This window comes from Lacticaseibacillus zhaodongensis (assembly GCF_009687905.1).
Lineage (GTDB): Bacteria > Bacillota > Bacilli > Lactobacillales > Lactobacillaceae > Lacticaseibacillus > Lacticaseibacillus zhaodongensis.
Genome location: NZ_BLBG01000006.1, coordinates 19,376 through 44,192 on the forward strand (window position 1 = coordinate 19,376; position 24,817 = coordinate 44,192).

The 24,817-nt window shown below is 55.1% G+C and carries 25 protein-coding genes and 1 riboswitch; of the genes, 1 reads left to right on the forward strand and 24 read right to left on the reverse strand.

The features are described from left to right. Positions 1 to 168 precede the first annotated feature (168 nt). Complete coding sequence (locus GN107_RS05885) at positions 169 to 882, forward strand: histidine phosphatase family protein (RefSeq protein WP_155287141.1); 714 nt, start codon at positions 169 to 171, stop codon at positions 880 to 882. Positions 883 to 994: 112 nt separating this feature from the next. Here GN107_RS05885 and GN107_RS05890 read toward each other — a convergent pair whose 3' ends face one another. The 24 genes from GN107_RS05890 to GN107_RS06005 form a co-directional block, all read right to left on the reverse strand. Next, positions 995 to 3,532, reverse strand: coding sequence for a M1 family metallopeptidase (locus GN107_RS05890; protein WP_155287140.1), 2,538 nt, complete (start codon positions 3,530 to 3,532; stop codon positions 995 to 997). A gap of 79 nt (positions 3,533 to 3,611) precedes the next feature. Further along, positions 3,612 to 5,495 (reverse strand): sensor domain-containing diguanylate cyclase, encoded by a 1,884-nt coding sequence (locus tag GN107_RS11470; protein ID WP_155287139.1) that lies wholly within the window; start codon positions 5,493 to 5,495, stop codon positions 3,612 to 3,614. A gap of 221 nt (positions 5,496 to 5,716) precedes the next feature. Beyond that, the gene (locus GN107_RS05900; RefSeq protein ID WP_155287138.1) at positions 5,717 to 6,349 is read right to left on the reverse strand and encodes a sugar O-acetyltransferase; all 633 of its coding nucleotides are present in this window, start codon (positions 6,347 to 6,349) and stop codon (positions 5,717 to 5,719) included. Between the two features lie 898 nt (positions 6,350 to 7,247). Next, complete coding sequence (locus GN107_RS05905; RefSeq protein WP_155287137.1) at positions 7,248 to 8,195, reverse strand: nucleoside hydrolase; 948 nt, start codon at positions 8,193 to 8,195, stop codon at positions 7,248 to 7,250. Positions 8,196 to 8,237: 42 nt separating this feature from the next. Continuing rightward, complete coding sequence (locus tag GN107_RS05910) at positions 8,238 to 9,689, reverse strand: NCS2 family permease (RefSeq protein WP_155287136.1); 1,452 nt, start codon at positions 9,687 to 9,689, stop codon at positions 8,238 to 8,240. Between the two features lie 286 nt (positions 9,690 to 9,975). Continuing rightward, the gene (locus GN107_RS05915; protein ID WP_155287135.1) at positions 9,976 to 10,749 is read right to left on the reverse strand and encodes a Cof-type HAD-IIB family hydrolase; all 774 of its coding nucleotides are present in this window, start codon (positions 10,747 to 10,749) and stop codon (positions 9,976 to 9,978) included. A gap of 3 nt (positions 10,750 to 10,752) precedes the next feature. Then, entirely contained in the window at positions 10,753 to 11,694 is a 942-nt protein-coding gene (locus GN107_RS05920) for a LacI family DNA-binding transcriptional regulator (protein ID WP_155287134.1), read from the reverse strand. A gap of 148 nt (positions 11,695 to 11,842) precedes the next feature. Beyond that, on the reverse strand, positions 11,843 to 13,180 hold the full coding sequence (locus tag GN107_RS05925; protein ID WP_155287133.1) for a dihydrolipoyl dehydrogenase family protein: 1,338 nt from the start codon (positions 13,178 to 13,180) through the stop codon (positions 11,843 to 11,845). 53 nt (positions 13,181 to 13,233) lie between these two features. Beyond that, complete coding sequence (locus GN107_RS05930; protein WP_155287132.1) at positions 13,234 to 14,217, reverse strand: ATP-binding cassette domain-containing protein; 984 nt, start codon at positions 14,215 to 14,217, stop codon at positions 13,234 to 13,236. Beyond that, positions 14,217 to 15,752: an ABC transporter permease/substrate-binding protein gene (locus GN107_RS05935; RefSeq protein WP_155287131.1), complete on the reverse strand. Its 1,536-nt coding sequence runs from the start codon at positions 15,750 to 15,752 to the stop codon at positions 14,217 to 14,219. Before GN107_RS05935 ends, GN107_RS05930 begins: the two co-directional genes overlap by 1 nt. Positions 15,753 to 15,912: 160 nt before the next feature. Further along, a complete protein-coding gene (gene tsaD, locus GN107_RS05940) occupies positions 15,913 to 16,935 on the reverse strand; it encodes a tRNA (adenosine(37)-N6)-threonylcarbamoyltransferase complex transferase subunit TsaD (RefSeq protein WP_155287130.1) in 1,023 nt (340 codons plus the stop codon). Next, positions 16,928 to 17,497 (reverse strand): ribosomal protein S18-alanine N-acetyltransferase, encoded by a 570-nt coding sequence (gene rimI, locus GN107_RS05945; RefSeq protein ID WP_155287129.1) that lies wholly within the window; start codon positions 17,495 to 17,497, stop codon positions 16,928 to 16,930. Before rimI ends, tsaD begins: the two co-directional genes overlap by 8 nt. Continuing rightward, on the reverse strand, positions 17,481 to 18,203 hold the full coding sequence (tsaB, locus tag GN107_RS05950) for a tRNA (adenosine(37)-N6)-threonylcarbamoyltransferase complex dimerization subunit type 1 TsaB (RefSeq protein WP_155287128.1): 723 nt from the start codon (positions 18,201 to 18,203) through the stop codon (positions 17,481 to 17,483). Before tsaB ends, rimI begins: the two co-directional genes overlap by 17 nt. Positions 18,204 to 18,334: 131 nt before the next feature. Next, complete coding sequence (locus GN107_RS05955; protein ID WP_155287127.1) at positions 18,335 to 18,862, reverse strand: folate family ECF transporter S component; 528 nt, start codon at positions 18,860 to 18,862, stop codon at positions 18,335 to 18,337. A 30-nt stretch (positions 18,863 to 18,892) separates the two neighbouring features. Then, positions 18,893 to 18,988, reverse strand: a riboswitch (THF riboswitch). A gap of 65 nt (positions 18,989 to 19,053) precedes the next feature. Continuing rightward, complete coding sequence (locus GN107_RS05960) at positions 19,054 to 19,389, reverse strand: hypothetical protein (RefSeq protein WP_155287126.1); 336 nt, start codon at positions 19,387 to 19,389, stop codon at positions 19,054 to 19,056. 152 nt (positions 19,390 to 19,541) lie between these two features. After that, positions 19,542 to 20,276, reverse strand: coding sequence for an acyl-[acyl-carrier-protein] thioesterase (locus tag GN107_RS05965; RefSeq protein WP_155287125.1), 735 nt, complete (start codon positions 20,274 to 20,276; stop codon positions 19,542 to 19,544). Next, positions 20,276 to 21,154, reverse strand: coding sequence for a 16S rRNA (cytidine(1402)-2'-O)-methyltransferase (gene rsmI, locus GN107_RS05970; RefSeq protein ID WP_155287124.1), 879 nt, complete (start codon positions 21,152 to 21,154; stop codon positions 20,276 to 20,278). Before rsmI ends, GN107_RS05965 begins: the two co-directional genes overlap by 1 nt. A 41-nt stretch (positions 21,155 to 21,195) precedes the next feature. Then, positions 21,196 to 21,543, reverse strand: coding sequence for a DNA replication initiation control protein YabA (locus tag GN107_RS05975; protein ID WP_155287123.1), 348 nt, complete (start codon positions 21,541 to 21,543; stop codon positions 21,196 to 21,198). A gap of 61 nt (positions 21,544 to 21,604) precedes the next feature. Continuing rightward, on the reverse strand, positions 21,605 to 22,585 hold the full coding sequence (gene holB / locus GN107_RS05980) for a DNA polymerase III subunit delta' (protein ID WP_155287122.1): 981 nt from the start codon (positions 22,583 to 22,585) through the stop codon (positions 21,605 to 21,607). Next, on the reverse strand, positions 22,585 to 22,920 hold the full coding sequence (gene darA, locus GN107_RS05985; RefSeq protein WP_155287121.1) for a cyclic di-AMP receptor DarA: 336 nt from the start codon (positions 22,918 to 22,920) through the stop codon (positions 22,585 to 22,587). Before darA ends, holB begins: the two co-directional genes overlap by 1 nt. Before the next feature lie 24 nt (positions 22,921 to 22,944). After that, positions 22,945 to 23,589 carry a dTMP kinase gene (gene tmk, locus GN107_RS05990; RefSeq protein WP_155287120.1) on the reverse strand — a complete coding sequence of 215 codons (645 nt, stop codon included), beginning with the start codon at positions 23,587 to 23,589 and terminating at the stop codon, positions 22,945 to 22,947. A 16-nt stretch (positions 23,590 to 23,605) separates the two neighbouring features. Beyond that, a complete protein-coding gene (locus GN107_RS05995; protein WP_155287119.1) occupies positions 23,606 to 23,869 on the reverse strand; it encodes a DUF2508 family protein in 264 nt (87 codons plus the stop codon). 13 nt (positions 23,870 to 23,882) lie between these two features. Continuing rightward, on the reverse strand, positions 23,883 to 24,482 hold the full coding sequence (recR, locus tag GN107_RS06000) for a recombination mediator RecR (protein ID WP_155287118.1): 600 nt from the start codon (positions 24,480 to 24,482) through the stop codon (positions 23,883 to 23,885). Between the two features lie 33 nt (positions 24,483 to 24,515). Then, positions 24,516 to 24,815, reverse strand: a complete 300-nt coding sequence (locus GN107_RS06005) for a YbaB/EbfC family nucleoid-associated protein (protein WP_155287161.1) — start codon at positions 24,813 to 24,815, stop codon at positions 24,516 to 24,518. Positions 24,816 to 24,817: the final 2 nt, after the last annotated feature.

Here is a 24,817-nt window from a genome sequence, read left to right on the forward strand (position 1 = left end):
TCAGGCCTCTTTCAGAAAGTTTAACTAATGCAACTATAGCACATGCGCCCATCTAAAATGTAGTGAGTGAAAGTTAATCGTGCTTTAATTGCGGCGCAAGCAGTTCTGTGCGACGATGGAGTTAAGGATTAGATTGTGTAGCAGAACCCACAGGCAGGAGGTAATATTATGCTCGAACTTTGGTTAACTAGACACGGCGAAACTGAGTACAACACTAACGGGGTCGTCCAGGGAATCGTCAACTCGAACCTTACTGAACGTGGCGCAGCGGACGCCCAAGCGCTCGGCCGCGGTTTTGCGGCTAAGCATATCACTTTTGACGCTGCTTATGCTAGTGACTTGCAGCGGGCGGTCGACACGGCGGAGATTGCGCTCCGTGCAGCCAACATCGACTTACCAATCACTAAGCTGCCTGGACTGCGCGAACAGAACTTCGGCATGTTCGATGGTCAGCCGGAGACCCAGCGCCAAGGTGCCCTGGCCAAAATGCTCGCGGATGCTGGGGTCGCTAACGTTGACTCCCTCAACATGTTGCAGATGGTCAACTTGGTTCGCATCCTCGACATTCACGGCGGCAAAGGCACAGCCGAGAGCAGCAAAATGAGCCTCGCCCGCTTCAACGCGGCTATCCAGCAAATCGGCCGCACCGCCGAGCAAAATGACCAGCAGCGCGTGTTCATCGTTGCCCACGGTGCCATCATTTGGCTGTGGCTCAACAGCTTAGGAATGCCTGCCGACGCCGGTTTCATCAAGAACGTGGCCGTTTCGCGCATTCTGTTCAATGACGGCAAGTGCACCATTCTCAGCATGAACGACCGCCAGTACGTTGAGGCCGGTGGTGGCACCAAGAACATCCCCACCCAGGAATTCAAACTCGACTAATTAAATCTAGGTAAAGTAAACGCGCCACAAGCCCCGTTGCAACTACCAAATGGTAATTACAACTAGTGCTTGCGGCGCGTTTTTGATTTAGATTAATTTTGCAGCTACCTGCTTAGTCAGCAATCGCTTCAGCAACCGCTTTGTTAACTCCGTCCGCCTGGCTCGCAACCAGTGCGACCCGGGTCTCGATGACCTTGGTGTCCATGGTGATTTCACGGGTCAAACCTGGCGTCTGCAGCTTTGGTTCAAAGAATTCCTTGAACTCAGCCAAACGTTCTGGGGTCCGGAAAATCCCGGCGATAACCGTGATGAAGGTTGGGAATTCCATGTCGCCGCCGACAGTGTCTTCAAGCCACTGCCAATCACTGCGGATCCAGTCCCAAGCTGCCTGCTGACCAGCTTTGTTGTTCAGCAAACCGCGGAACCAAGAGCGCAAGTCTTGCGGCTTAACGGTGCCAGCATCTTCAAACAGTCCAACTAGCTGCTTAACAATGTCAGGATCCGTGGTGCTGGTGATGGCCGCGGCCAAACCAGCCTTGTAGCTAGCGTCCGCCGTCTGCCGGTACTGCTTCAGCAATTCGGTAACCAGTTCCTTATCGCCAAGGTTCTCGACCTCGTTCTTCAGCACGAGCGCGCGAATGTCAGCGGGCAGTGCGGCAAGGTTGCTGGCGTTCGACATGAAGAGCTCGTGGGCCGCGGCAACCGCGTCCTTGTTCTTGGCGTACAGAGCCGCGCCAAGAATGTCAGGTCTCAGCAACTGGTCATCGTTGCTCTCGCCAGGCTTTTGCAACCAGCCGAGACGGGTCAACTGCTTAGCGCTGAGCTGATCGTAGAACTTGCGCAGGTTTGCTTCTGCTTCAGAGTCTGGATCAACGAACTTGCGTAGGTTACCGGCGACAGTGTAGACTGCATCGCCAACCACTGCGTCCTCATCATCCTTGAACTTTGGCAACAGGGGTACCAAGTTGGCGTAAGGAATCTGACTGCCTTCAGCGAGCAGCCGCTGGTCTTGGAGCAACTGCAGCTTCGTGATGGGATTCAAAGCGCCATTTTGCAAAATGTCAGCGAGCAAGTCCTGATCGTACTTCACAATGAAGTGCGAGTTGTTACCATCGTTGAGCCGGAACGGCTGACCATTGGCACTGCGCAGCTGCTTGTAATCGCCCAGTGTCACTGTCTCGTCACGCATGATGGCTGGCACGTCCTTGTAATTACTGTTGAGCGGAATCTGCCACTTGCGGCCGACTTCCTTGCCGGCCCCAATGAAGAACTGCTGCTGCTTGAGCTGCAGCTGACCGTCTGCGGCAACCGTTGCGGATACAACTGGGTATCCAGGCTGCTCCAACCAGGAGTGCATGATGGCACCGACATCAATGCCAGAAGCATCGCTCAGCGCGGACCACAAATCATCACCAGTTGCGTTGTGGTACTTGTGCGCTGCGAAGTAAGCCTTGAGCCCCTTCCGCAGTGCTTCGTCGCCAACGAGGGCCCGCGCCATAACGAGCATCCGGGCACCCTTAGCGTAGACAATGGCACCGTCAAAAATTGAGTCGATTTCAGCTGGATCTTCAACTTGCACGTGCACGGACTGCACACCATCGGTAGCGTCCCGCTGCAAAGCACTGGATGCTTCAGCAGTCTGGAACAATTCCCAAATCTTCCAGTCTGGCTGCAAAGCGTCAACAGCGACGTATTCCATCATGTTGGCGAAACTTTCGTTGAGCCAGAGGTTGTCCCACCACTTCATGGTTACCAAGTCACCGAACCACTGGTGGGCCAGTTCGTGGGCAATCACGGTCGCAACTTGCTGCTTGGTAGCAAGGGAGCTGTTGTCCGGGTCGAGCGTCAGGTATGCCTCCCGGTAAGTAACTAGGCCCCAGTTCTCCATCGCGCCGGCAGAGAAGTCTGGCAAGGCGAGTTGGTATGAGTGTGGCAGTGGGTATGGCGTCTGGTAGAAGTCCTCGTAGAACTCAATGGAGCGCTTGGCAATATCTAGGGCAAAATCAAGCTCATTGGCTTTGTGCGCCTTAGTTGCGAACACGCCGATCTGCACCCCACTCTTAGTCGTGGTGAGCTTACTCTGCAATTCACCGAACGCAAAGGCAACCAAGTAGGTGGACATGCGCTTAGTGGTGTCAAAGTAGTGCACGCCGTTTTCGGCCCGGAGCTCAGGCATGTTGGCGATTACTGTTTCACCCGAATGCTCATCGAACTTGAGGGCAAGGTCAAAAGTGGCCTTAGCTTCAGGTTCATCAACGCCCGGGAAAGCCTGGCGGGCGGCAGTCGTTTCAAACTGGGTCCCGACAATTTGCTTCTGTTCGCCATTGAGCTGGTAGTATGACGGGTAAATTCCCATCATGGTATCGGTCAACTTGGCGGCGTAATCAATGGTCAGGGTGACCTTACCAGCCGCGGGCAAGTCGATGCGGACCGCTTCGGCGGCATCGTCAACGGTAAATGGCACGTCTGCCCCTGCGACCTGCACAGAATTAATTGTCAAATATTTCTGGTTCACGGCAATTGACTTGGCTTTTGCCTCACCCGTGATTGTCGTCTTCCCACTGATCTGTTTTTTCGCCCGGTCAATATCCAGGTAGAGATCGTAGTGTTCGGGCTGAAACAAATCGTACAAATGTGTCTTCGCGCTCATTAAAATTGCCTCCAGTACTTATTAGATTCCCCTCATTATACTGCTTTTATGGGCCACTTCGCACCAACTTCCGGACTGCTTAGCTAAAGCGCGGTAATTCAGGCCGGTCAAAGTAATAACCCTGGGCGTAGCGAACGTGCAACTCGTGTTTGACGAAATCAACATCGTGCTGATTTTCAACGCCACTAACGATCAAATCTGCATCAACGCTGTGGGCAATCCCCGCCCAATCCTGCATCCGCTGCACGATTACGTCATCACTGTAGTCTCGCCGCAGGTCCGCCAAGCTGAACTTGATGCCATCAAGATATGGTGCCAGCAGCCGCACAGTATTGATTTCCGCATCGGCTTTGCCAACGGTGTACTCAATCGCAACGTTAAAGCGGCGGTACTCATTCATCAGTCGGGACATCTCGGCCGGTTCAGGCAGGTCGTGCAGCCCGATGACTAACCGCCGCAGTTTCTTTTTCTTGAGCATGAACGCCCCAATTAGCTGCGGCGTGTCCGGTTCGCGGAATTGCCGGGGCGACAGACTAATCGTAATGTTTGGGCACGGGGAAACGGCTAGCACTTTATGGATAAACCGCAGCTGGGTGCTAATTGGAATCACGAAGCGCTCGTTAAAATTCCAGCGGTCTTTACCGTAATCATAGTCAGCAATCAGAATTTCGTTGTGTACCAAAAGTGGCGGGTTCTGCAGTACGTCCATCACGTGCTGGGTGTAAAGCGTACTGGTCGCGTAAACCCGCCGCTCCTTTTTAACATCAATCGTTTCACCGGTGATGGTAATGGCATCGCGGCCAAAATGCTTACTCTGATAGAGGCTGTCGTCCGCCCGGGCGTATAGCGCGTCGAACTTCTCATCATCATCTTGCAACTCCGCGACCCCAATTGAAATCGTCGCAACGACATCTTCAGCCGCAGCTTTAAAGTGCCGCGTCCGAATCGCTTTCCAGCAGGCGAGCATGATCGGCTTGCTCTGCTGCGCCGTGAGTCCGGGCAGCACCACGTTGAATTCTTCCCCACCGGCTCGATACAGCTGCAGGTCATAGGGCGACTTTTGGAGGACGTCTTCTAGCGTTCCGGAGACGCCCCGCAGAACCTCATCACCAGCCAGATGGCCATAGTGGTCGTTGACCTGCTTGAAGTGATCAATATCAATGACCGCTAATGATAATGGAGTGTGGTTGCGCTGAGCTTCATCAAACTTGGATTCAATATCTTGGCGGTAAACCGCGTAACTTTTGGCATTGGTGAGCGTATCAAAATGGGCCTCTTGGGCAACCGCGGCGATGCGCTTTTCTTCCACATGTTCGTTGCGCAGGAAAATCGCGGTCACAATCGTCATGCCCATGTACATCGCCAGCGCCTGAATCGCAATCATTGGCGTCATGTGCAGCCCCGCCGAATATTTCGGCAACATGGTCCAGAACGCGACCCCCACGAAGCCGTAAGCAAGAATGTGCGGGCCAACATGGTTACGAATCCGGTCGCTGAACAGCCGGAAAATGATTACGGAAAGACCCAGTGCAGCGAGTGAGATCCAGAATTGAGGGCGATCATAGTAGCCCGCGTGGTGCATCATCCAGACCTCAAGTACCGCCACCACTCTGATTAGGTATTCAAAAATGGAACTGTCCTTATCCAGTAAGGTCAGTGTGAGTACGAATAAACCTAGATTGTGAAACATCAAGCCGGTCGCATCGGTGAACACCATCCAGCCGACCATGTGCATCCCGATGCCGACAGCAATGCCAATCACCAACATTCCTGCACGCAGCGCATAGCTCACGAGCCGGTTCCGCCGGTACTTTTCGTACGCTCTATGCCACGCACGCTGATAATATGTAATGAAGCCGGTAGCAAACATCCAAGTGATCAGCATTTGGGCCAACCACATAGCCAAACTGAGCGGATCAGTACTCGACCCGCTCTTGGGAACGGCGTCCATGTTCATGTTCATCAATTTTGAGCCCCCCAATAACTACACTGCGAACCGTTGCACCCCAGTATTCGCAAAGAGTATTCACCAAAACTGAATCATTCTTGCAAAATAGCGGTCAGCATTTATGATAAAATATTTCATTCTAAGTATAGCAATTTTTTATCTAGAATGGCTGGCATTTACGCATAAAATCAAAATAAGTTGATGGTTAGTTCAAATACCATCCGTTATTTTCCCGTTTAGTCTGTCTCTCGGGCCCGGGCCTGCTCATATTCAGCTGCTTCGCGTGCCCAGCGCTGTCGATCAGCAGCATCGATCTTACGTAAAACTCGTGCCGGGTTCCCAACGGCCACGACTCCAGACGGAATATCCTTAGTCACCACCGCCCCGGCACCAATCACGCTGTTACTGCCGATTGTCACACCAGGCAGCACGGTGACATTACCCCCAAGCCAAGTGTTATCCCCAATGGCAATTGGTTCGGCGAATTCCAGCAGTGAGACGCGCACGGCGGCGTCAATTGGGTGCCCTGCCGTCAGCAGATTAACCCGCGGGCCAATCTTCACGTTGTTACCAATGGTGATCCAGCTCGTATCGAGGAAGATCGCGTTAACATTACAATAAAAGTTGGCACCGACCCGAATGTGGCTACCGTAATCGACCTCAAAAGGTGGCTGCACGAACACGTTGTCGCCTACACCGTGGAACACCTGCTGCTCGAGTTGCATGATTTCATCAACATGGTCGGCCGGTAGCTGGTTGATTTTCTGCACCAGCAACTTGCCGGGAATTTCGCGATTGACGTCCTTGATGCGGTCGGTGACGTACAGCTTACCGGCTAGCATACGTTCGTATTCCTTGTCTGCGCTCATGATTGTTCTGCCTTTCGTTGCTTTGACTTATGTATATACATTATGACGGCTCCATTTGGTTATCTAAGTTAATACATTGATTGCAAAATAGCAAATGGAGCATTAGCTGCCGGGTGGTGGTTCACTGCCGGGTTGACCGCGCCCCTTCCTCCCGCTTCACTGTCGATAGTGACAGACAGGCATGCTGGGGCACGGTTCCAGGCTTGACCTCTCCGATGTCCGGAAACTCTAACCGCTGAAGCGCTAAGAGCTCCGGCAAACCCGGGTCAAGTCTTCCGCCTTAGCTACGAGCCCGCCGTGTTTTTCCAGCATTATCGATAAACTTGCAGAACTACTTTAATCTTTCTGAGCGGTCTCTCCGCTATCCCCGAATATTGGAGGCAGTAGCCTTGTAAAGCCCACAAGACTACTGCCTCCAATATTCGTTTCAGCATGGTCACTACCGCCAGTTCCGCTCCCGGAAGAAGCACGTTCAACCCTACTTAGTCGTTAATTGTCATGCTCATTACGCGAAACCATTAGTAGCAGTAGTTGTCTAATTACAGTTAAATAGTCACCAGAGGGTGGTGGAGCCAGATACGGAGCGGAGGCCCGGGACTGCTCCATGCCATCGCAATAATTGACTGCTAGACACTTGCCGTTTTTGCAAGTGGCTTGCCGTCAATTATTGGGGGAAGCGCACGGACAACAAGGTGAGCCGGAGGCGAGCGTTGGCCGCCAGCTTAGCGGCAAGACTGGGTGACCTTCCCCAGGCTTGAACGCGACCCTGTGCATGGAGCAGTCCCGGGCAGCAGCGGGAGTAGCTGGGTCCACCACCCGGCAGCTAACAAGCAACATAAGATACACCAACTGCCCCACCCTGTCTTAACGCAACAGGATGGGGCAGCTTCAATGTCGTTTACTTAGTTGCTGCCAGCGCGTCAAGCTTGCCGAGCAGCACCTTCTGGAACGCAGCCAGCTGCACTGTATTCAGCAAGTAGACCGCATCGTCATCATCCACCGCCGCGTCCTTACAAATCGTCTCGCCCCGGCCTGCGCCATCACTGCAGTCGACGTCAATCGTGACGTACTTACCGCCAAACAGTTCTGGATTAGTGAGGTAGATAATTGTCGTCGCGTCGTGAATTGCGACCAGATCGACATCCTCTTGGCCCGGAACGTGGGCGTAGAAGCTGAGCATCTGGCCGTACGCGTTCAGGATTGGGTCCGCACTGGCGAGCAAGGTGGCAATCTGCTTTTTGGTCAAGCCACACTGCAGGGTGATGTCTAGACCACACATTACACAGGGCAGCCCGCTGTGGAGAACGATCTGCGCCGCTTCCGGATCGGCCCACACGTTGAACTCAGCGACGTCTGAGGTGTTACCACCAATACTGGAGCCGCCCATGAACACGATTTGCTCAATGCGTGACTGGACCTCGGGGAAGGTTTTGAGCAAAAGGGCAATATCCGTCATCGGCCCGGTTGGCACGAGGGTCACTTGCTCCCCCGCCGGCAGGGCCATGATCTGGTTGCGCATGAATAGAATCCCGTTCGGCGCTGCAAGTGGCTTGCTGGTTGCGGGGGCAACATAATCCCCTAAGCCGGACTCACCGTGGAAGTCCGCGGCGGCACTGACCGGCTTGATCAAGGGCTCAGTTGCTCCCCGCACGACCGGGACGTCCTCCAAGCCGAGCAAACTGCTGAGCCGCAACGCGTTGCGACTGACGCGGGCGCTGCTCTGATTGCCGGAGACGGCGGTGATTTCCATTAGGTTCAGTTGCTCCCGGCTAGCCGCAGCCATGGCAAAAGCAACTGCATCATCAATCCCTGGGTCTGAATCCAAAATAATATTTGTCTGCTGCATGCGTAGTTAACACCTTTCTCGTGTTGCTCAACCAGAGCGGAATTAAATCAGCGCCATGAACACGAAGTCCAGAATGAAGCCGGCGGTCACGACCCAGAGTACCGGGTGGACGTCCTTAGCCTTACCGGTGACGAGCTTGATCAGGCAGTAGAAGATAAAGCCGGCCGCAATCCCGTAAGAAATATTGTAAACCAGGCCCATGACGATGGACGCCATGAAGGCCGGAATGGCTTCGGACATGTCATCCCAATCAATTTCTTTGAAGCTGGACATCATCATGACCCCAACCATGATCAGGGCTGGCGCAACGGCCTCACTCGGCACGATGGCAATAACTGGCGCCAGCAGTGAGGAGAAGAGGAAGCAGATGGCAACGACAACGGCGGTCAAACCGGTCCGGCCCCCCGCAGCAATCCCGGTCGCAGATTCAACGAAGACGGTGATGTTACTGGTACCAAAGAGCGCACCCACCCCGGTAGCAATCGCGTCAGAGAAGAGCGCCCGGTCCATTTTGGACGAGAAGCCGGCCCCATGTTCCATGGACTGCATGTCCGCATTTGTGAAGATGCCGGTCCGGCGCCCAGTCCCGATGAAGGTCCCCAGCGTATCAAAAATATCGGAGAAACTAAAGGCAAAAATTGTGATGACCGATAGCAAAATATGATGCGGGTCGGTGAACAGGCTGCCGAAACCCTTGGCAGAAAAGGCCGCACCAAAAGTCGTTCCGAGCTGATTGATGGCACTTCCCAGGGAATTAGCAGCTGACAGGTGCAAGTTGGTTACCCCAAAAGGAATTCCGATCAGTGTTGTTACGACAATTCCGATCAGCACGGAACCTGGCACCTTTTTAACCACGAGCACGGCCATGAGCAGCAGCCCAAGCAGCGCCACGATTGCCCCCGGACGAGTGAAGTTGACCAAGGCGGGCGTGATGCCGCCCCCACTAACGATGGAATCAATGCCGTGGTTGAAGCTGTGAGCTGCCGGCGAACCACCATTAATGCTCAGAATACTAGAAGCATTAGAAGTAAACTGCAAAAAACCGGCGCTTTTCAGCCCGATGTAAGCAACAAACACCCCGATCCCACCACTGATTGCGTGCTGCATGACTTCGGGAATCGCCACAATAATCAACTTCCGGATTTTGGTCACGGTAATTAGAATGTTGATGACCCCGCACAGGAAAACTAGGGCAAGTGCTTCCTGCCAGGTGAAACCCAGTGCGCCAACAACGGTATAAGTGAAGAAGGCGTTCAGCCCGAGTCCTGGTCCCAGCGCGTACGGCACGTTAGCGAACAGGCCCATGATCAGCGTCCCGGTGACGCTGGCGATGATGGTTGCGAGGAAAACTGCTTGCGTGGGCATCCCCGTCTGGGACAAGGTTTGCGGTGCAACGAAAAGAATGTACGACATTGCAAAGAAGGTCGTTAAACCGGCAACCACCTCACGTCCACGCGTGGTGTGATTGGCCTCAAGTTGGAAAAAGTGATCCATGATGTGCCCCTTTTTTATGATGTAATCGCGGCAAGGTTAATTCCCGCAATTTGATTGATTGATAAAAACGTATTAAATCAAAATTACGCGCCTTTTCTGAAATTATCAAGAGGGACAATCCGAACAATAATCGTGGTGCCGCTACCAACCGCGCTACTGTCGTAAAAAATAATCGGGCTCAGTAATTTGCTGTCAACACGGGCACTAACTTTTCTGTAAATCCGTGGAAAAGAAAAAAGCTTAAATTTCGCCAACCAGCAAAACTTAAGCCTTTCATCATTCGTAGTTATTTGAGCCAACCAATGTGCCGCAAGCCCAGCTCGATGCCATCGCTCTCGGAATCCGCGGTGACCCAGTCGGCGGCCGCCCGCACGTCGGCATCGGCGTGGCCCATGGCGATACCAATGCCGGCCGCCCGCAGCATCTCCTTATCGTTCTGGTTGTCGCCAAACGCAACAATATTTTGCTGCTGAACGTCCAGCTCATCAGCCAGGCGCTTGATGCCGCGCGCCTTGGAACCATCCGCGGGCAGCACATCGACACCGGCCGGTCCGAAACGCTTGAAACGCAGGTGCTGGTAACGTGGCACCTGGGCCTCCTGCGCGGACGTCAACAGTGCCAGGCCCTGCACGATCGGGTTTGTCAGCGCGTAACCGGGGCGCGCCACCGCAGTGGTTTTGCATTCGGCCATCAGCTGCTCCATGACTGGATCAGGCAAGTGGTCAGCGTAGAGGCCACTAGTCGCCTCGGCTAAAAAGTTGGTGCCAATGCTGCGCGTGAAGAGGTTCAGGTCCGCAATCTCTTTGCGATCAAGCGTCCGCCGCGCCCGGACTTGGTCGTCGATGTAGACTGCCGAGCCGGTGCACAGGACGTAATCATGAATTCCAGCGGCTTGGATCACAGCTTTGGCCATCTGATAATTACGGCCGGTCGCGATGGCAACGTGCACCCCTTGCTGCTGGAGCTGCTTAATGGCGGCCAGACTGCTCGGCAGAATGTGCTTGGCTCGATTGACCAAAGTCCCGTCAATATCAAAAACAACTAGCTTATTTGCAGACATACTTTAATTCCTCACAATAAAATCAGATTTGACCAACTGGTGCCGCACACCCGGCCGAATCGCGAGTGAAAAGGCGATGTGCCCCAATGTTTCGAGGTGGTGGTTAATAGTCGGAAAGTTGAGTAGCCGACTCGACAGCTGGTTCTCGGTCCCCATTATACCAGGAATTCCCTTTCCCCACGCTCGGTACGCCAGCAATACTCCTGCGGCAATATCATCCCCATTGGCGAGCACAAAATCCACCTTGGGATCGGTCGTCTGCAGGAAACACGCAGCGTCATAGCCATCGGTCTGACTGGTGATACCCAGACGCAGACGTTGCTGCCCTAAGTCGCGGCCGAACACCATTTTGTAGGCGCGCAGCATATCCCGCGTGGTTTCGCTCACGTCCGGGGCCCGCTGCGCCAAAATGGCGACCTCGCGATAGCCGTGCTCCCAAATCCAGCGAAAGGCGGCCTCATAAGTCGGCATGCGGTCCGAATACGCGGCGGAAAGCGGCTCATCACCAACGTTCTCGCAGCAGACGATTTGCCCGCACTTACTGTAAACTTCCAGCTCTTTCAGTGGCATCTGCCGGGAAGTGAAAATTAGCGCGGCATAAGCCTTTTGCTGGAACTCGTGCAGGTAGCGTAATTCCAAACCGACATCATAATTCGTGGGCAGGAGGGTGACCCGGTAGCCAGTTGGAAACGCTGCTTCCGTAATGCCGTTCAATATGTATGCAAAATACGGGTGGTGACTGTTCGGCAGCACCACCCCAATGTTCCGGCTGCGGCCAAGGGACAAACTGCGGGCAAGCGCGTTTGGGGTGTAGTCTAAACTGGCCATCACGGCTTCGATCTTAGCCCTGGTGGTCGCTGCGACACTGTCTGGATGGTTGATAACGTTTGACACTGTCCCCAGTGAATAACCCGATATGCGGGCGACATCGTGGATCGTGGCCATTAATAAACTCCTCCTCCGAAATGGTTACGCTTTCCATCATAGCATGCTTTCAGAGTTTGTGGGGCTTTTAACAAAGACGCAAACTGGCGAGTCGGGAAATAAGTGCATTCCCAACCCGCCAGCGTGGCGTAAATATTAACTTAACAGTTTAGTTATAAAAGTACCCGAGGTCACTCGCAACACTTGGATATGCCGGCACCCACTTGCTTAACGCAGTGGCTGGGGCCTTGGCAGTAATCAAGGCGGTGAGGTAATTGATCAACTCCTCGGCGTCAGCAGCTAGGACAACTGCGCCCACCAGTTGGCCACTCTTGCGGTCGGTGATGGTCGTGACGCGCGCGTCCTTATCGGCAAGGCGCTGGTAAGTGTACCAGCTGCCAACGTCCTGCGTCGTCACTTCGTACTTGCCAGACTGGCGCTCCGCAGTGCTCAGGTCGACGCCAACTTCGGCGAGCTCTGGCCCCGCAAAGACCACGTGCGGGATCGGTGGGTAAACGATTGGATCCTTGTCCCCCTGGATAACCCGCGCGACGTAGCGCCCTTCTAATCCGGCCACGGGCGTGAGCTTCGGAATTTTGCGGGCAACCACGTCCCCCACGGCGTAAACATTAGCCGCGGTCGTGCGCAGGTTCTCGTCGACCGTAATGCCGCCGCGCTCGCTGGCGATCCCGGCGGCAGCCAAATTCAAACCATCAATGTTCGCTGGCCGGCCGGTTGCGGCGTAAAGGTGGTCAAAATGGAGTTCGGTGCCAGCATCAGTTAAGGCCGTCACGCCGCCCGCATCGTCCTTGGTCACACTGTTAACGCTAGTGTTCCAGTGGAACTGGACGCCCTTAGCGGCCAGCTGCTTGGCAACGATGGTGCTGTACTCCTCTGGGAACCCGCGCAGAATCCGCTCGTTGTGCTGGATAATGTGCACCCTACTACCGGCGAGCACCGCAATGTTGGCCAGTTCAATTGCGACGTAACCACCACCAATAAAGCCAATTTCTGCTGGTAAGTCCGGTAGGTTCAGGAAGTTGGTGCTCGTTTCCAGCAGGTCAGCGCCGGCAACATCCGGTTTAGCAGGGTGCGCACCGGTCGCAATGATGATGTTTTGGGCGCTGATCTGCTCATCCCCAACCCGCACCGTGTGCGCATCAACAAACTCGGCTTGGCCATGCCGGTGCTCGATGCCACTGCCCTCAAGGCCAACCTCGGTCCCAGTTGGCACCTTGTCGGTATAACTGTGCTTGAAGGCCATCATGTCCGGCCAGTTAACCTTTGGTGCGGCCGCGATGCCCTTACCGCCGTAATTCTGGGCCTGGCGCCGGTTCTCGACGACCCCATACAGCATCTTCTTGGGGTCACAGCCAAAGTTGGGGCAGGTGCCGCCCCACAGGTTGCCTTCGATCACCATGAGCTTTTGGCTCGGCTGCAAAGTGTACGCGGCGGCGAGCCCGCCGGGACCCCCGCCAATAATTAAGGTGTCGTAATCATCCTTCATCCTCATAACCTCCAGTCCTTGTCCACATGTGCAAAAACGCTTACTCGTGTGGCTTAGTTCCCATTATCGTCCTGTGCCCGAGCGCGTGCAATGTATTGCAGGACCGCACCGGCCGTGACGACATAATCACCATCAGCACACTGCACGTATACTTGGCCGGCCGCGGCCAGTTGCTCGACGCCAGCGTCCAGTGCGGTCTTGCCCGCAATGAACTTGCCGGCAGCCGGCAGCTCCTGAATGCGCGCAGCCAAACCGGCGGCGACCACGTCCTCAAACTCGGCGCTAAGTGGATCCGCCTTCCCCGCGCCGGCGAAGAAGTCCGCCACGAACTGGTTAGCGGGGCTTTGTTTAATTTCTTCCGGCGTGCCGACCTGCTGAATCCGACCCTCATGCATGATGGCAATGTGGTCGCCCATTTTGAGTGCTTCATTCATGTCGTGGGTGACGAAAATAATCGTCTTGTGCAGCTTGGCCTGCAGGCTCAGTAACAAGTCCTGCAGCTGGCGCCGGGACAATGGGTCCAGCGCGCTGAAGGGCTCATCCATCAAAATAGTGGGTGGGTCAGCCGCCAGGGCGCGCACAATTCCGACCCGCTGCGCCTCACCACCGGACAGGTCGCTCGGATACCGGGCGGCATAGTCGGCAGCCGGCAGGTCCACGGCCGCCAAGAGTTCATCCCCAGTCCGTTTAATTTCGGCGGGCGCGACGTGCTTCATCTCGGGAATAACGGCAATATTTTGCGCAACCGTCATGTTGGGAAAGAGGGCGCCTGTTTGCAGGACGTAACCGATCCGCCAGCGCAATTGCTGCAAATCATAGTCCTTAACCCGTTTGCCAGCGTAATAGACATCCCCGCCGGTCGGCACAACGAGGCCGTTGATCATTTTGAGCGTGGTGGTTTTGCCGCTGCCGGAGGGCCCAACCAGGACGAAAATCCCGTGCGCCGGAATGTCGAGGTTCAGGTCGCTGATAACCGTGCCGCCCGCAAAAGCCTTACTGACGTGTTTGAAACTAACTGCTGCTTCACTTTCAGTCATCACCGCGCCCCCTTCCTGAGCAAACCGTGTTTTTCAAGGTAGTTCCGCGCCACTTTGGCCGTGCTTTCCTGCTTCACATTGACTTCATAGTTCATCTCGCTCATTTCGCTGGAAGTAATGTGGCCGGCGAGCTTGTTCAAACTACGCACGATTTGCGGGTGCTTTTTGGCGAAGTCATCCTTCATCAGCGGTGCGCCGCGGTACGACGGGAACATCTGCTTGTCGTCCCGTAGCACCTGCAAGTTGTACTGGCGCAGCTCACTGTCCGTGGAATACGCATCCACAATGTTGACCTTACCGTTGTGGATCGCGGTGTAGCGCAGCGCTGGTTCGAAACTACGGTTAGGAATCGTCAGCCCGTAAGTCTTCTTGATGCCCTTGAGCCCATCCTGGCGGTCAATGAATTCCAGGGTGAAGCCGCCGTGCAGCTTATCCTGCACCCGCGCCAGGTCACTGATTGTCCGCAGGTGGTTGGCCTTAGCAAAAGACTTGGTCACCGCCAGCGCGTAGGTGTTGTCGTAACGCATCGGCTGCAGCAGCCGCATTTGGTCCTGTTCTTGCAAGAGCCTAGTCGCCTGGGAAGAAGTCTGCGCCGCGGTCCGGTGCGTGCGCAGCTGTCCTGCCGGTAATTTAACCAGACTTTCCAGCACCGTACCGCTGAACTCAGGATAGATGTCAATCGAGCCGTTCTTCAGAGCCGAGAAGAGAAAGCTGGTTTTGCCAAAATTCTCCTTGAGCTGCACGTGGATGTGCGGATCATCCTGCTCGATCAAGTCCTTATACATGTTGATGAGGATGTCCGGTTCACTACCCATTTTGCCGGCAATCGTGATGGTCTCGTCATGATTCATTTGCCCATAAAGCGCAGTGCCCCCGCCGCCAATGACGAGCAGTGCCACTAATGAAGCGGTCCACTGCCAGTGGTGGTGCGACAGCCACGAAACTAAGCCACTCAAAATCAGGGCTAAGGCTGCGGACGAGATGGCCCCGATTAAAATCAATGAGGTATCGTTCCGGTCAATACCCAGCAGGATAAACGAACCCAAACCGCCCGCACCAATCAAAGCGGCTAAGGTTGCCGTGCCAATAATCATGACCAGCGCGGTGCGGATCCCGCCAAGAATTGTCGAAGCTGCAAGCGGCAACTGGACCTTGATCAACTTGCGGGTGCGGCTCATGCCAAACGCATCGGCCGCTTCATCCAGGTCCGGATCAATATTGTGCAAGCCCAAGTAAGTATTCTGATAAATGGGCAGCACCGCGTAAACCACCAGCGCGATGACGGCCGGCACAGTCCCAATCCCCACGAAGGGAATCAGCAGCCCGAGCAAGGCCAAGGACGGAATGGTCTGAAGGACACTCGCCGCTTGCAAAATTATATTCGCGGTTTTGGGCCGCGACTGGGTCCAGTACGCCAATGGCATCGCAATCAGCATCGCGATGAGGAGCGCAATCATGGAAATGCTCAGATGTTGGCCAATCGCCTGGAGCAGATCACTCCGCCGACTAACTAATGTATTCATAAATGCGGCCATTTTGCCACCATCTTTCTGAATTCGGGATTACCTAGCATATAAGAAGAACCCCCCAAGCCAGATTGTTCTATCCAACTCCGGGGGTCCCCATTACCTATATTTACTATTATTCATGCCTAAAGAGGCATTTTCAACTGACAATTCGCCATATTTGCTGTCTCTATGCGCGCGCGAAGTTTAAATTTGGCTGTGCGTTAAGCGTTGCGTCAGCAAAAACCTGCTTGCCGCGCAAAATGTGCGCCGCAGCGCCAACCATCGCGCCGTTGTCACCGCAAAGGCGTAGTGGCGGCACGATCAGTTCAACGTCCGGCATCTCGACGGCCAGCCGGGCGCTGAGTGCCTCGCGCAACCCTGAATTTGCCGCAACTCCGCCGGCAACGATCAGCTGCTTGACTCGGTGCTGCTTCAGTGCGGTCATGGTCTTGTCGACCAAAACGTCAACGACCGCCGCCTGGAAACTTGCGGCGAGGTCTTCGCGGCTGAGCTTTTCGTGTTTCTGATCGGCGTGGTGCACGGTGTTGATGAAGGCCGACTTGAGACCGCTGAAGCTAAAGTCGAGGTTGTCGTCCTTGTCCATCGCCCGCGGAAAATCGAAGGTGTCCTTGCCCAGGTGCGCGAGGCGGTCGATTTCCTTACCGGCGGGGTAGGTGATGCCGATGACCCGGCCCACCTTGTCATAGGCTTCACCGGCCGCGTCATCGCGCGTCTCACCGATAATCGTGAACTCAGCGGGGCCCGTCAACATCACCAGCTCCGTGTGCCCACCGGAAACCATCAGGGCCAGCAGTGGGTACTGCAGCTTGGTGACAAAAGCCGCCGCGTAGATGTGGCCGGCCATGTGGTTGACCGGAATCAACGGCAGGTGGTGCGCGTAGGCAATCGTTTTGGCCGCGGTCACGCCGATGAGCAACGAGCCCACGAGGCCAGGCCCATAAGTCACGGCCACGGCGTCAAGGTCGGCGTAATCAACCCCGGCCTCCTTCAGTGCGTCATCAATAATCATCGTTATTTCTTCGACATGATGCCGACTGGCCACTTCCGGAACGACCCCACCGAAGCGCTTGTGACTGTTGATTTGGGTCGCAATAATATTGCTCAAGATGACGTCGCCATTCTTGATCACCGCCACCGATGTCTCATCACAACTAGATTCAAATGCGAGAATTAACTCGTCTTTACTCATTCGTATCCCTCCCGGCGCCCACGTCAACTAGACTAAGCTCCATATCCATAGCATCTTTATGTTCGTTCGTGTAGTAATTCCGGCGGATGTGGCCTTCCTTGAACCCGAGTTCGTGGTAGAGATGCAACGCGGGCACGTTATCCACCGCCACCTCCAGCGTCATCCGCTGCCGGCCCTGCTGGCGCGCGATTTCAATCATCTCTTGCATTAGCATCCTGCCTAGACCCTGGCGCTGATACTGGGGATCGATGAGCAAAATGGTGACATGTGCGCGGTCGCCGCGAAAGTAACCGCCGATGATTCCCAGCAGGTTCTCCTGCCGCTCGTCAAAGCACGCCAAATACAGCGATGTGCGCCGCTTTTGCAATTCGGACAAAAAAGCGTAGCGATCCCAGGGCGTGTCCCCATAGATCGCCCGCTCCATTTCTAATGCCACTCCAACATCGCGGAGTTCCATTCGGTTTAATTGGTATACCCGTCCGCCAAGCGTAACGCTCTTCGCGTGAAACTTGCGGTCCGGTGCTTCTTGGCCTTGTAGCCACTCACTAAACTTTTTCAACATAGTTGTCATCGTGTTCATGCCCGGGGTGCGTCTTCAGCCAGTTGTTCTCCGCCTCGGTCAAGCGTAAGTAGTGCGGTACAAACGAGTCGACATCGACGGGTGTTGTCTGCGCCGCAAGTTCCGCGACCCGACTAGCCCGTGGCAGTCCACTCACTTCATCCGTAAAGCTGACCTGACTACCCAGTGCATCCTTGATCTGGGCACGCATCTGCGCGTTGGCCCCAACAAAAATCGCCGGCTGCGTCAGTGCTGCCGTCTCCGCACACAGTTGTTCCAAGCTGACGTGCTTGTCGAGCGCGACGTTATCGAGTTTGCCGTTTTTCCACTGGTACATGCCCGCAAAAACATTGCCGCGGCGCGCGTCCATTAGTGGCACGATCAAACGCTCATCGGCGCGCACGTTCGCGGCAAGCACAGCCAGACTGGAAACCCCATAGAGGGCAATCTGCAGTGTGTAGGCCAAAGTTTTGGCGGTCGTGACCCCGATTCGCAGACCCGTGTAACTACCAGGCCCATATGCCACTGCAACCCCGTCTAATTCTTCCGGGGTGAGTCCAGCCAGCTTGACCAAATTCTCGATTGTTGGCAGCAATTGCTGACTGTGCGTTTTCATCCGGTTCAGGGTGGTCTCACCGAGCAAGGTGCCGTCCTGCAAAACCGCGACACTCATTGCCTGTAGAGAAGTATCTAACGCTAGTATGTTCATTATCTGTTTCCACCCTCCAAAATATTTTCACTAAAATATTCTCTCTAATTCTAGCACAGTTCCCTTTAAATCAAAGAACCTCCAGCTGCGGACGCAGCTGAAGGTTCCTTAGCGATATTCGAACTAATCAACTATCTCTTCTCTAAACGGGGCCGCACGCGGTGGACCGCCTCCAGAATGGTGTAAATCAGTGCGCTCTGAATCGGCCAAACGACCAGGTTCTTCAGCACCCGCGGCCAGATGATGACGTTAAACTTAAAGCCCATCATCACGAGCCAAAGGGTGTCGAGCCCAATGTTAACGACTCCCACCACGAACAAACTCGCAAGAACCGCCCGCCAAACGGTCAATTTCTGTTTGTAGAAAAACAGACCGTAAATCAGTGCCCCGACCGCTGCGGACAGCGTGAAGCCGAGGAAATTGGCGCCAGTCCCCCATAGCAGGAAGGCCAACTGGTCATTAATTGCCCCAGCCAGCGCGGCGAGCCACGGGCCAAAATAATAGCCCAAAACTGCGGTCGCGATAAACGCTGGGCTGACCTTGATCCAGTCATTACCCACCGAGAACCGGCCCAGAACCAGCTGCATTGCCATTAACATGGCCATGTAGACGGTGTTTCTGGTCGTCAGTTTGGGGCTTGATAAACTTACTACTTGCATTGCTGCCATCTCCCATTGGAGACGCCTTATCCAGGCGAATGCGGGCCCAGCACCGCGTCATGAAGACTTCGTTCGGTGTTCACATTCCGTTCCACCGACACTTAACGCGCTGCGCCCTACTCCTTATTATTTATAAGCAATAAGCTTACTTACATACAATATCACGAATATGCCTGTCTGACAAGACATGATCATCCACGCATACGGCAATAAACTTGGTGATTCACGTTGTAGTCGTTCGGACCTATGGCGGAGTCATGCCAGCGGAAGGTGTAACCGGAGCGCCACAAGTTCCATAGCGTTCGTGCGTTCGCACGCTTCACATCGAGCGGACCACCAAAAACAACGTTGATTTTGATTACGTCCTGACTGATTTCGTCGGTAAAACAAACCGTGGTCATCGTGCGCCCGGATTGTTCGTTGATCCGTTGCAGTGTGGCCGTCACGCGGGCCCACGCCGCTAAGTAATCTCTGATTGCGCCCAAATTGCCGACAACTTGTTTCATTGGAAGTACTGAATTTTTCATTTATCTTCTCCAGTCTTCCCCCCTGCTTGTTATTATATGGACGCACCACTGGTATTTTCGTGCAGAATCGGTAAACTATGCTTTTTGTTTTTGAATTTAAGAACAAAAAAGGGGCGACCGCAGCCGCACCAATAGTTATTCAATTACCATTCTTAGAGCTCGACCCAAGCAATCTCCGCCTCGGCGTTCGTGGTGTCACCGCTGCGAACGCGGTGGCGCGTAACCGGTGTTGCGTCCTCCTGAACGATTTCGAATTCAGAATTCAGTGCCGCACCAATTTCGACTTCACGTTCATACTTGATGTTGATTTCCCGCGGGCGATGGCTGAGCAACCAGTCGTCACCAAGCGCATCTAGCATCCAGTCGAAGTAGTGGACGTTGTTGACGTGCCGGTTGGGATCAATGTCAAAGTAGCGAACCTGGTACGGCTTGGAGCCGGTCACCGTGTCAATTTTGGCAACCCGTGGCAGGCGCTTCACGTGCGGGTCCTTCTTGGCGCCGACACCCTGGACGGCCTCTTCGATGATGGGGATAAGCTTGCGCTTCTTGAGGTCGATCATGACCCAAGTACTGGTAACGCGCACCAGCGCATTCCCATCCGCGTCATCGATTCCGTAGTCACGGTAGGTCAGAAGCCGGTTGTAACTGTTGGCTTCCGTCCAGACGGTCACGGGTTCCTCGGCGCGCGGCGTCCGGGTGATCTGAATGTGCGACTGGGTGATGACCCAACCGGCACCATATTCGGCGAGTCCCTTCATCCCCTCACCGAGCGCGGTCAGTTGGTTCTCTGACACCTGCTGCACGATGTTCACAATGGCGGCAATGCTAATACTGCCGTCTTGGGTGGCAAAATATACAGGAAGGCGCATCTTCTCTCCATAACGCATTATTCGTCGTCCTCCTTGAATTCGTGGTACTCCGCGTACACATCCTGCCGTTGCAGGCCGCGGTCCTTCGCAACCACCTTGATGGCCGCGTTCGGCTTCATTCCCTTGGCGATCAGCTGGTCGATCTCCTCGCGCAGTGGCAGCTCGTTGGCCGCTTCAACGGCCGCGTCTTCCTCCGCGGGACCAGGGGCAACCAAAATGACGTACTCTCCGCGCGGCTCCTGGGCCTGAATGGTCAGTTCCTCAAGCGTGCCGCGGGCGAATTCCTCATAGCGCTTGGTCAGTTCCCGAGCGAGTACCGCCTGCCGGTCCGCGCCGAATGCCGTGATCATCGCCTGCAGGGTTTTGCCCAACCGGTGCGGCGCCTCGTAGAAAATCAGGGTCGCCTGGTGGTGGGCCAGCGCGGCCAGTTCTTCCTCCTGCAGGCTCTTCTTGCGCTGCAGGAAACCATAGAAAGTAAAGGGTTGCGGTGCGAGTCCGGACGCAATCAGTGCCGTGATGCCGGCGTTAGCGCCAGGTAAGGGCACAACGGGAATATCGGCAGCAATTGCCGCAACGACGAGCTCCTTACCGGGGTCCGAAATCGAGGGCATCCCCGCATCACTGCACTGCGCGATGTTAGTTCCTTCTTGCAGCTTAGCAATCAGCTCGGGGATCCGTTGCTGCGTATTATGTTCGTGGAAACTGATCTGGCGCGTCTCAATTTCAAAATGGTTGAGCAGCTTCTTGGTATTACGCGTGTCCTCCGCGGCGATTAAATCAACGTCCTTAAGCGTCGCAACGGCGCGAAAGGTCATGTCGTCGAGATTGCCAATTGGCGTTGGCACTAAGTATAAGGTCCCCGTCTGGTGCTTTGCGAAACTTGATTGAACTTGCATAATCCCTCCATATCAACCCGAGCGCAGCAAACGCCCCGGCTTTAGCGGTCACCGTACAGTATGTCTAAGCAGAACGCACAGGATTCACCGGCCTCTAGGTGCTGCCCGTAAAACTTCGAGCAGACGTGGTAACCCTCACCGTAAATCTTCTCCAAATTCTGTTTGGACTTGGTCATGCCGCCAGCGCCACGCAATTCGGCTGCCTTCGCGTTATCGCGATTTGTCAGCTCCTCAACGCGCTCGCGCAGGTGCTGGTTCTCCATCCGCAGTTCCGCGTTTTGTTCCATGATTGCCGTTACGTCATCCTTCAATTGCGCGAGCTTGGCGGCGTGATCAGCGGCCTGCTTGCTGACGTTCATAAACTCTCCAAATACGTCCGTCTTAGCCATCTAAATCCTCCTGTGGTCTTGTTCCGTCCACATCTCATTAGTTCACTGCTGGTACTAGTATTTAAGCCGCGCTGCCCTTCAAAATCCGCAGCACTAGTTGTTCCAAAAGGGCCTGAAAAGCCACATTGCTGTTCAAAAGCCCCGTGCCCTCTAGAACTACAGCCAGTGCGTTCGCCAGCTGCGCGGATGACTGCCGGCTCAGCTCAGTAAGCGCGTCACTATCCGGCAGCACTAGGGGTTCGCGGCCATAGCTACGGCTGAGTGCTTCTGAATACACAAGACCGAGGATCTGCAGCACCTGCCGCTGCTCATCGCGGCCGGTCACCTGTTTCACAATGTCGGTCTGAATATAGGGAAAGGCTAGGCTGTCACCTTTAGCCAGCAAGCTGCACAAGCCTAGGATTTTGCCCAGGCGGTTTGTGAACTCCTCATCGGCTGCGAGTGCGATCCCGCCCGGAATGTCGCTGGTGATGCCGGCAATCAAGCCCGCTAAGTGCGTCGAGACGCCCCCGGCCCGCAGCTGCGCGAGCACCAGTTTCCGCGCGGGCGCCGGGAAGTTGATGATCTGCGCCCGTGAGAGCACGGTTGGCAACAGCTGGTTTTTGGCGGTCGTGGTCAAAATAATCAGCATCCCCGGCAAGGGCTCCTCGAAGAATTTGAGCAAGCTGTTCTCCGCGCTAACGGTCATTTTGTCCGCATCTTCAATGATGAACACGCGGGCGTGACCCTCAACGGAGCTTTTGCTCATTTCTTCCTTCAGGTTGCGCACGGCTTCCGTCTTGATGCTCAGGCCGTCGGGACGGACGGTCAGCACATCGGGGTTGTTGCCAGAAGCGATCCGCTTGCACTCGGCACACTCGCCGCAGGGCATCCCGTCCTGCAGGTTAGTGCAAAACAAGCGCTGGGCGATCCATTGCGCCAGCGCCTCCTTGCCCGTCCCGCGGGCACCGGCAAAAATATATGCCTGGCTCAGCTGATCATTGGCGATGATTTGCCGAAACTGCTGCGTGAGCTCGCCCTGGAGCTCGGTAATCGCGGCCATTAGAAACGGTGGAAGGCGTCAACCGGCAGTACAAAGACGGTTGCGCCCCCAACCCGGACTTCGAGTGGCTGGCCCGCTGTCGCGTCAGTGCTAACTGCATCCACAGAGATCAGTGGCGCAGTCGTGTACTCATCGCGCGCTTGGCAGTTGTTCTTGATGATTTCCAGAACCTTTTGCACCCGGTCATCCTCGACCCCAACGATGAAGGTCGAATTACCCGCCCGCAAAAAGCCCCCAGTCGAACTGAGCTTGGTGGCGCGCACGTTTTCGTCAACGAATGCAGCACTCAAACGGCCTGCATCCTGATCTTGAATGATGGCAAGTACTAACTTCATGAAAAATCCTCCTTGATTAGGCGCCTACTGCCAATCGCCGGCAAGATGGGCGCGCAGGATACTGAGCGTTTCGGCCGCAACGTCCTGCAAGGCTGCCGTGGCGTCCACGGTCACGATGCGCTGCGGATTGTTATGCACCAAGCGCAGATAGGCGTCGTGCACCCGCTCATGAAAAGCCGCCTCCTCTTGATCGAGGCGGTCGTATTGCTGATTCTTCCGGTGCGTCCGGATCCGCTCGAGCCCCACGGCGGCAGGTACATCGAGATAAATCGTCAGGTCCGGAGTCCGGCCGTTCGTTGCAAAACCATTGAGATCCGCAACTGCTTGTTCGCCGATGCCGCGCCCGGCACCTTGATAAGCGATGGAACTATCCACGAAGCGGTCGCAGATCACCACGCCGCCGCGCGCCAGGGCCGGCTCAATGACCGCCTGCAGGTGCTGGCGCCGGGACGCCGCATACAGCAGCGCCTCGGTCCGCTCGTCCATTGCCTTGTTATCGGGATCCAAAATCAGGTCACGGATCTGCTCGGCAATGTGGTCGCCACCCGGTTCGCGGGTGACCACGAGCTCGCGGTGTAAATGTTCCCGCACCTGGGGAATCACTATGTCCAAGACACTGTCCTTACCAGCACCGTCCGGACCCTCGAAGGTGATAAACCTAGTTGTCATGTTCACTCATCCTTACTTAGTTGATCCGTTCCAAATTATTGCGGATGGAGAAACTGGCCACCTGCGCTGGATCAACGTTTCTGGTCCGAGCCTGCCGGTGCAGAAAATCAAACAAGCCTTCCTGCAGCGCCACACTGGCCTTTTGCCGCTCCGTGTCGACGTCAGTGGCGGTGTTCAGCAGCTTCCGCTCCTTGGCGAGCTGATCACGCGTCGCATAAATCAGTTCCAGCAGCTTCCCGTCTGTTTCCTGCTTAACTGTTTCTTTCTTGCGTCCAAACATCGGAATCCTCTCCTTACAGTTCTGTCCGGCCCTCGACAGCCTTCATCAAGGTCATCTGGTCGGCGTACTCGATGTCACTACCAACGGACAAGCCGTGCGCGAGCCGGGTGACCTTGATACCAGCGGGCTTGATCAGCCGCGCCAAGTAGGTTGCGGTTGCCTCACCCTCAGGCGTAGCGTTGGTCGCAACGATCACCTCGGTCACCGTTTCGTTGTCCTGCAGGCGACGCAGCAGGCTAGCGATGTTGAGGTCATCGGGCCCGACGCCCTCCATTGGGGACAGTACCCCGTGCAAAACGTGGAACAAGCCGTGGAATTCATCCATGCGGTCCATGCTCATGACGTCCTTTGGCTGCTCAACCACCAGAATTTTGCTCTGGTCGCGGGACGGGTCACTGCAAATGCTGCAGGGATCGTCTTCGGTGATGTTCCCGCAGATGGAGCAGTAGTGCAGCTTGGTCTTCGCATCAACGAGGCTCTTGGCAAAAGCGTCCACGTCGTCCTTGTTCATGTCGATGGTGAAAAAAGCCAGCCGGGTCGCGGTCTTCTCGCCGATTCCGGGTAGCTTCATGTAACTATCAATTAACTTGTTAATTGGATCAGGATATTGCATTGCTTACCTCACTAAACCTGCTGGCAGGAAAAATTACATTCCGAAGCCCTTGGTGTACCGGCCCATCTTCTGCTGCGTGGTGGTGTCGATTTTGCCCAAACCATCGTTAACGGCCTCTAGAACCAGGTCCGCCAGCGTGTCGGGATCGTCGGGATCGATTGCGGCTGGGTCAATGCTGATGTCGGTCATTTTGCGTTCACCAGTGAAGGTGACCTTGACTAAGTTCTGGGCACTAACGCCCTCAAAAGTGCTGGCGTTCAGCTCCTTTTGTGCTTCTTCCATCTGCTTCTGCAGCTTCTGTGCCTGACGCATCATGTTCTGCATGTTACCCATTC